We start from the raw sequence: 8,061 nt of genomic DNA, 5'->3' as shown, positions 1-8,061 counted from the left end.
CCTGATACTCGCTCATGTTGATCGTGATCAGGTTCTGCTCGCCGCCGTATAGCGCCTCGGCCAGCGCCAGCGCCGTCTCGGTCTTGCCGACGCCGGACGGCCCCGCCAGCAGAAACACGCCCAGCGGCTTCTTCGGATCGGTCAGCCCCGACCGCGCGGTCTGCACGCGCTCGCCGATCAGATTCAGCGCATCGCTCTGCCCGATCACGCGTGCCGCGAGCGTTTCCGGAAGGCGGCGCACGGCGACGATCTCGTCGGTGACCATGCGGCCGACCGGGATGCCGGTCCAGTCCGAGACGATCTCGGCGACGATGGCGGCGTCCACTTCGGGAAAGACGAGCGGCGCATCGCCCTGCAGCGCGGCCAGCGTCCGTTCGAGTTCACGCAAGCTGTCGAGCGATACCGGCGAACCCGCCTCGCCCGCGATCGCGGCTTCGCGCGCGGAAAGCAACGCCTGAGCGGCCTGCGCCTGTGCGCGCCAGCGATCCGCGAGTGCCGCTTCTTCCGTCGCCAGTGCGTCGATGCGCGTGCGCACGCGATGCAGCGCCTTGTCCGCATCGAGACCGATACGGGCCTCCTGTACCAGCAGCGTTTCTTCGGTGCGCGCGGCAGCCAGGCGCTGCCGCACGTCGTCGAGTTCGCGCGGCGTCGCGTGCTGCGACAGCGCGACGCGCGCGCACGCGGTGTCGAGCAGGCTGATCGCCTTGTCAGGCAATTGACGGGACGGAATGTAACGCTGCGACAGCGTTACTGCAGCGCGGATCGCTTCGTCCCGCACGACGACGCCGTGATGCGACGAAAACGTCGACGCGAGGCCGCGCACCATGTCGGCCGCCGCCGCTTCGGACGGCTCCGCGACCTGCAACACCTGAAAGCGCCGCGTCAGCGCGGGATCCTTCTCGATATGCCGCTTGTATTCGGCCCAGGTCGTCGCGCCGATGGTGCGGATCGTGCCGCGCGCGAGCGCCGGTTTCAGGAGGTTTGCGGCGTCGCCGGTGCCGGCTTGTCCACCCGCGCCGATCAGCGTATGGATTTCGTCGACGAACAGGATGATGGGGGCGGCCGAGCGTGCTGCGGCCTCGAGGACGTCCTTCAGGCGGGCCTCGAACTCCCCCTTCATGCTGGCGCCCGCCAGCAGCGCGCCGACATCGAGGCTCACCAATTTGACGTCGGCCAGATTCGGCGGCACGTTGCCCGCGGCGATCGCATGCGCCAACCCCTCCACCACCGCGGTCTTGCCGACACCGGCCTCACCGGTGATCAGCGGATTGTTCTGCCGCCGACGCAGCAGCACGTCGATCACGGTGCGGATTTCCAGTTCGCGGCCGATAACGGGATCGATTTCGCCGGCGCGTGCTCGCGCGGTGAGATCGAGGCAATACCGCTCGAGCGCGTTGCCCTTCGGCGCGTCCGACACGGCACCGGAGGCCTCGCCCGGCAGCGCCGGCGCCAGCTTGCTGCGATCGTACGGCTCGTCCGACGCCTCCGGCGACCCGTCGATCCACGCGGGAAGCACGTCGCCAAGATTGGCCGCCGGGATCTTGCCGAACTCGGCGGAAATGGCGAGGAGCACGCGCCGCAGTTCGGGTGTCGAGACCAGCGCTGCGATCAGCCATGCGCCGCGCACGCGACGATCGCCATGGCCGAGGGTCGCCAGCACCCAGCCGCGCTCGATGGCCGTTTCGATGTGCCAGGAAAAATCGCTGATCGAACTCGCGCCGGCCGGCAGCGCAGCCAGCGCCCGCGCCAGGTCGCGCTCGAGCGCATCGCGATCGATATCCGCATGGCGCACGATCCGCTGCAGGTCGCCGTCCGGCTGCTGGAGCAGTTGGTGCAGCCAGTGGACGAGTTCGACGAACGGGTTCCCGCGCAGCTTGCAGAAACGCGTCGCCGATTCGATTCCCCGGTAGAGCTCGACCCCGAGCTTGCCGAACAAGGTCTGGCGTGAAACGTTCATGGTGGTCCGGTTTTGTTCGTTAGCGTGTCGCGAACGAATCCGTCATGGCGATGAGGACTCCTCGATGGTCGCCACGCCGGACGCGATCTCGATCGCTCGAAACACGCTTCTCTCTCTCCGATTCAAAAAAACGGCCGACTCGAATCATGAGCCGAATTATCAACACGAAAAAATAAATACGTCAATGCATTAATCGACTCGATTAAATTTAATGCAAATTCGTACAAATCCTATATTTCATCGCGCCGAGCGCATTCGCAAGCCATCTATCGGACTCGTACGAGCCACTCACCGCGCCAGGGTGAGCCATTCCTTCAACTCGTTGTTATTTCGAGATAAACAACGAAACAACACCATACGGAACATGAAAAAAAGACACCAATCTTTTGATTCGAATCACATTTCCTTTTCGGCGTTGCATTATTTAACGATCGATTTTTAAGTCACCCCGCGACATTTTGTTGACTGGGTATTTTTTGAGATGAAAGATTCATCGATACTCTCGTTTTATTTCCCGATCTTTCGCAAATCGAACCCGTTCATGCGCTTCCTTCGCCTGTCCCGGCATCGTCGATCGAACACCTTGCTCGTCGCACCCGCGCCGGAGAAAACACATCGGGAGTCCGTTGCCGAAGCATTGCGGCTGGACGGCACCCTCGATTGCGCGCGCGCCGACGACGACATACTCGGCCTGCTCGGCATCGGCACCCGGGAAGGCGCTACGCGCGCGCACGCCGCCGAGAACGCGGCCGACATCGAATCCGGTCACACCGATGCGCTGATCGACGCACTGCATGCGCAGTACTGGCGCGCCCTCGCCGACCCTGACGCACCGCCCGCTTCGACATGGATCCCATCGGGGGACGACACGCTCACGGCCGAGATCGCGCCGGATCACGCGCACGACCTCCCTGCCCGCGAAAGCCAGCGGCATTCGGACTCGATCGAAACGTTCCTGTCCGGCAATCTCACGATCGAGGATGCCTTCGGTCATCTGGACAGACACGCGGAAGCGATGACCGATGACGGAGCCGTTCCGGAAATCCTGCGCCTGTTCGCGCCGCCCGAGTTTCATGCCGAGGCCGCGCACGGCGCCGCCGCCCTGCCGCCGCTGACCCGGCGCGAGCACCACGCGCTCTCCGTGGACAGTCCGCTCGCCGCCCCCTTGCGCAAGGACTCGGCATGACGATGCTCGTCTTCGTCGATACAGCCGCCACGCGGCGTGCACGTCACGTCCCGCCCGCCGATCAGATCGCGCACATAGACGCGCGTATCCGCGCAACGCGAGTCAAGCCATGAACGAACGCCGAAAACGCCAGCCCGGTGCCGATGCCCCGATCGCTCGTACGCCGCGGCGCGCCAGCTCGCATCTGATGCCGACGCTGCTCGACCGTCTGCGCGACGACGCCCCGCATCGACAAACCGAAGCGCCCGAGGCATACACGGCGACGCGCAAGCAGATGCGCGACATCGTCCAGCGCGATCTCGCCTATCTGCTCAATACGACGAGTATCGAAGACCGGATCGATCGCGCCCGCTATCCGCAAGCCGCCGCATCGACGGTCAATTTCGGCGTGCCGCCGCTCGCGGGCACCTTTATCGCATCGCGCCGTTGGAGCGACGTCGAATCGATGATCCGCCGCGCGATCGGCGATTTCGAGCCGCGCCTGATTCCGGAGTCGCTCGTGGTATCGCCACGCGCCGATACCGATGCCGATACCGCCGGCGAACATCGCAACGTGCTCGCCTTCGAAGTGCGCGGCCTGATCCACATGGATCCGTATCCGCTGGAATTCATGGTGCAAAGCTCGCTGGACCTCGAAACGAGCGAAATCCGGATCACCGGCATGCGCGCCGGCTGAGCACGGCACACCCCGACCACAACGAGGCCTCTCCGATGGACCCGCGACTGCTCGACTACTACAACCAGGAACTCATCTACATGCGCGAGCTCGCCGCCGAATTCGCGCATGCGCATCCGAAGATCGCGCGTCGGCTCGGCATGCAGGCCGGCGAGGTGGCGGACCCGTATGTCGAACGCCTGATCGAATCGTTCAGCTTCATGGCCGCGCGCATGCAGATCAAGCTCGATGCAGAATTTCCGCGCTTCACGGAACGGCTGCTCGAGGTCATCTATCCGAACTACGTCGCGCCGACGCCGTCGATCTCGATCGCTCGCCTGTACCCCGGACAGACCGAAGGCAGCCTCGTCGACGGCTATCGCCTCCCGCGCGGCACCACGTTCACAGCGCAGGTTCCCGACGGCGAGCGCACGGCCTGCCGCTTCACGAGCGGACAGGACGTCACGCTGTGGCCGCTCGCGATCACCGACGCGCGGCTGACCGGCATTCCGCCGGATATCCCGGCGCTGGCGCGCTATAGCGCGCCCGATACACCCGTGCGCGGCGCGCTGCGAATCAGGCTCGCGACTACCGGCAACGTGCGGATCGCCGACCTGAAAGGACTCGACCGGCTCCCGGTCTATCTGGCTGGCGACGAACAGGTCGCGTCGCATCTGTTCGAATTGCTGCATGCGGGCGCGATCGCCTCGGTCATCGGCGCACCGGGCGAATTCGGCAGGCCCGGCCGCGCGCCGGCGGCCGTCACCGAACGCGCGGTCGAACACGAGGGGCTGGGCACCGATCAAAGCCTGCTGCCGCTGAACTGGGCCAAGTTTCACGGGCACAATCTGCTGCACGAGTACTTTGCCTGCCCCGCGCGGTTCTGGTTCTTCGCGTTGAACGGCCTTGCCGAAGGGTTCTCGCGCATCGACGGCCGGGAAGTCGAGATCGTCGTGCTGCTCGACCGTGCGCCGGGGCCGCTCGCCAATCTCGTCGATGCGTCGCGCTTCGCGCTCTTCTGTACGCCCGTCGTCAATCTGTTCCGCAAGCACACCGACCGCGTCGAGATTTCGCCGCGCGACACCGAATTCCATCTGGTTCCGGCTCGACTCACGCCGCTCGACTACGAGGTGTTCTCGGTCAGCGCCGTCTACGGTCAGGTCGCCGCCACGTCGTCCGAGCTCGAATTCCGGCCGCTCTATCAGACGCTGAACAACGACGAGGGCAATCACGGCCGCTATTTTTCGGTGCGGCGCGAACGGCGCCTGCTGTCCGATTCGGCGCGCCGCTACGGCACACGCACGCCGTACGTGGGAACGGAGGTGTTTCTCTCGCTCGTTGACCAGGCCGAGGCGCCGTACAGCGAAAACATCCGCTTCCTGTCCGTCGACGCGCTGTTGACGAACCGCGATCTCGCCACGCTCGTGCCGCGCGACGGTGTGCGCGACCTCGAGACCGCGCAATCCGCGCCGGTCGACAGCATCGGTTTGATCCGGCCGCCGAGCGCACCGTTGCCGCCGTATGCCGAGCGGGAAACGGCATGGCGTCTGATCCGCCAGCTGAACTTCGACCATCTGCCGCTCGAGGCGCTCGATCACCGCGAAGGCGGGCAAGGCCTGCGCGACCTGCTGCGCCTGTATCTCGTGGATGGCGACTCCGGGCAAAGCCGGCAGGTCGAAAGCCTCGTCGGCGCGAAGACTCGCCCCGTGACGCGCAAGCTGCCGGGAACCGGCCCGATGACCTTCGGACGCGGCATCGAATGCACGCTGACCGTCGACGAGACGGGCTTCTCGGGCGTAAGCCCCTATCTTTTCGGCACGATCCTCGAACACTGGCTCGCGCGGCACGTGTCGATCAACAGCTTCACGCAGACGGAGCTTCATTCGATGCAACGCGGCCGGATCGCGCGCTGGCCGGCGCGCACCGGCACGCGCGGAGCGCTGTGATGCAGCGCGCCGCGTTTCCCGCACCGCTGCGCGGCAATGCGCTGTCGGCGGAACTGCTCGACGCCCTGCTGGCCGAGCCCTGGCGTTTCGGCTTCCTGTCGTTGATGCGGCGGATCGGCGCGAACGCCGCACTCGATCCGATCGGCACCGCGCGCCGGCCGCAGGCCGAACCGTTCCGACTGGGCCAGCAGCCGAGCCTGGCGTTCGCACCGCGGGAAATCGCGAGCGCGCACGAAACGGCCGGGCAACTGAAGGTGCGGCTGTTCGGCCTCGGCATGCTCGGCCCCAACGGCCCGCTGCCCATCCACGTGACCGAAATCGCGCGGGATCGGGAAAGCAGCCGCCGCGATACGACCACGGTCGACTTCTTCGACATCTTCCATCATCGGTTCTTCACGCTGTTCTATCGTGCGTGGGCCTCCGCACAGGCGGCTGCGGGCCTCGACCGCAAACACCGCGAACAGTTCTCGTTCTATGTCGCCAGCCTGGTCGGGCACGAGCTCGGCGAGATCGAACGCCGCCCCCTTCCGTCGCATGCGCGCCTGGCCGCCTCGGCCCATCTCATTCGCGAATCGCGCAATCCGGACGGGCTGCGCGCGACGCTCGAACATTATTTCGGTGTCCCGGTTGCGGTAGAGGAAAACGTCTTTCACTGGATCGAAATCGATCCGGCCGACTGCGGACGCATGGGCTATCCGGGCGCATCCGCGACGATGGGCCGCGGCGCCGTGCTCGGACGCGTCGCCCCCGACCGCCAGCACCGGTTCCGCATCGTGATCGGCCCCGTCGATCTCGACGCGTACCTGCGCTTCACGCCGCAGGGCGAAGACCTGCCACGACTCGTCGAGTGGGTGCGCGCCTTCGTCGGTCGCGAGCTCGAATGGGAACTCGAGCTGCGCATCAAACCCGAGAGCGCGCCGCCGGCCGTGATGGGCGGCCGGCAGCGGTTGGGCTGGTCCGGCTGGCTGGGCCGGCCCGCACCCGACAAGCCGATCACCGGCATGCGCTTCGAGCCCGATCGCCATCCACGCCACTTCAATCGCCGCCATATGGCTTCCGGACATCGACCATGAGCAGGAAATCGTCCACCACAAAAAACACGGCCGGCCGGGTAGCCGTCGCCGATACGCCGCACGAAAACTGGCTCGCGCCGTTGAGCAAGTCGGCGCCATGCGGCCCCGATCTCGAATACGACCACGATTTCGTCGTGCTGTTTGCCGGCACCGCGCCGAGACAGGACGTGCAATACGGTGGCTTCGTCGGTTCGCCCGAGCCGCTGAACTGGAGCGAGATCGAGCGAGACTGCCGGCGGCTGATGGCACGGACGAAGGACATGCGCGTCGCCGTGCTGTATGCGCGCTGTCGCACGCGCCTGGCCGGCGTGGAAGGTCTTGCGGATGGAACGGGGCTATTGGCGGCCTGGTTGCAGGCGTTTCCGGAGCAGGTGCATCCGCGAGCCGATATCGACGACGATCGCCACGTCGCGCTGGAAATGCGGATGAACGCGCTGCAAGCGCTGGCGGATCCGGAAGGCTTGCTCGCCGACGTGCGCGAAATCGTCCTGACGCGATCGACGGCCGCTCGGCTGCAGATCCGCGACGTCGAGCGTGCGTTCGCTCATCCGCGCCCGGTCGATGCGCTTGCACCCGATTCGGTCGCGCTGCAGTTGCAGAATCTGCGCGAACAGCAGCCGTCGACGACGAAGGCCTTCGACGATGCGATCGCGAACCTCTGCGCCATCGATGCGTGGTGCGCGACGCACCTCGAAACGTCGCTGCCGGATTTTTCCCCGCTGGTCCGCGTGCTTCGGCTCTTTCCGGTTGGCGACTCACCGGGCGGCACGCGGTCCGACGCCTTGCGTTCGGCCGAGCATGAGGAATGCGAGGCGCCGGTGCCGCCGGTGTTCGCCGATATCCAATCCCGTTTGGACGATACGCAAACGGCTGCCCTCACCTCGACGTCCGTCGTCGCGCCCGCTTCGCTCGCGCCGACAGACCGGCAGGCAGCGTTGGCGTTGATCTGCGCGGCGCGGCGCTGGTTCGAGACGCACGAACCGAGCAGCCCCATTCCGGTGCTGCTCGCACGCGCCGAACAATTCGTCGGAAAGCGCTATGTCGATGTCGTCAAGGCGATTCCGACGGAGCTGCTCGCCCAATGGGAAGCGGCAGACGAATCATGATCGCGGCCCGTCGCGCTTCGGCGTAACGGGCCGCGACGCATGCGCGGCGTTCAGTTCTCGACATCCTCGAGGCTGAACACTTCGGTCTTGTCGTTATACGAAAACACTTCGCCGTACCGCCCCCAGTCGATCACCGCG

The 8,061-nt window shown here is 65.8% G+C and carries 6 protein-coding genes; 5 read left to right on the top strand and 1 reads right to left on the bottom strand.

Going from position 1 to position 8,061, the window contains the following annotated elements; translation table 11 throughout:
- Positions 1-1,957: AAA family ATPase (locus tag HMPREF3115_RS14310; protein ID WP_256276204.1), on the bottom strand; the 1,957-nt coding region annotated here is incomplete at its 3' end.
- 481 nt (positions 1,958-2,438) lie between these two features.
- Here HMPREF3115_RS14310 and HMPREF3115_RS14305 point away from each other — a divergent pair.
- From HMPREF3115_RS14305 to HMPREF3115_RS14285, 5 genes are all read left to right on the top strand, one after another.
- Positions 2,439-3,143, top strand: a complete 705-nt coding sequence (locus HMPREF3115_RS14305; RefSeq protein WP_006410785.1) for a TagK domain-containing protein — start codon at positions 2,439-2,441, stop codon at positions 3,141-3,143.
- A gap of 109 nt (positions 3,144-3,252) precedes the next feature.
- Entirely contained in the window at positions 3,253-3,819 is a 567-nt protein-coding gene (gene tssE / locus HMPREF3115_RS14300; protein ID WP_006410793.1) for a type VI secretion system baseplate subunit TssE, read from the top strand.
- Positions 3,820-3,854: 35 nt separating this feature from the next.
- On the top strand, positions 3,855-5,744 hold the full coding sequence (gene tssF / locus HMPREF3115_RS14295) for a type VI secretion system baseplate subunit TssF (RefSeq protein ID WP_070554852.1): 1,890 nt from the start codon (positions 3,855-3,857) through the stop codon (positions 5,742-5,744).
- Positions 5,744-6,817, top strand: coding sequence for a type VI secretion system baseplate subunit TssG (gene tssG, locus HMPREF3115_RS14290; protein ID WP_070554850.1), 1,074 nt, complete (start codon positions 5,744-5,746; stop codon positions 6,815-6,817). Before tssF ends, tssG begins: the two co-directional genes overlap by 1 nt.
- A complete protein-coding gene (locus HMPREF3115_RS14285) occupies positions 6,814-7,923 on the top strand; it encodes a type VI secretion system protein TssA (RefSeq protein ID WP_070554848.1) in 1,110 nt (369 codons plus the stop codon). The genes tssG and HMPREF3115_RS14285 overlap by 4 nt, the downstream gene beginning before the upstream one ends.
- Positions 7,924-8,061 lie beyond the last annotated feature (138 nt).

The sequence above is a fragment of the Burkholderia sp. HMSC10F09 genome (assembly GCF_001806955.1).
Classification (GTDB): Bacteria; Pseudomonadota; Gammaproteobacteria; order Burkholderiales; family Burkholderiaceae; genus Burkholderia; species Burkholderia multivorans.
This window is presented reverse-complemented; position numbering and strand designations above follow the sequence as displayed.

Bases quoted from the DNA above. Each gene is read 5' to 3' on its own strand.
- tssF (WP_070554852.1), top strand. From the start codon at position 3,855: ATGGACCCGCGACTGCTCGACTACTACAACCAGGAACTCATCTACATG.
- HMPREF3115_RS14285 (WP_070554848.1), top strand. From the start codon at position 6,814: ATGAGCAGGAAATCGTCCACCACAAAAAACACGGCCGGCCGGGTAGCC.
- tssE (WP_006410793.1), top strand. From the start codon at position 3,253: ATGAACGAACGCCGAAAACGCCAGCCCGGTGCCGATGCCCCGATCGCT.
- tssG (WP_070554850.1), top strand. From the start codon at position 5,744: ATGCAGCGCGCCGCGTTTCCCGCACCGCTGCGCGGCAATGCGCTGTCG.
- HMPREF3115_RS14305 (WP_006410785.1), top strand. From the start codon at position 2,439: ATGAAAGATTCATCGATACTCTCGTTTTATTTCCCGATCTTTCGCAAA.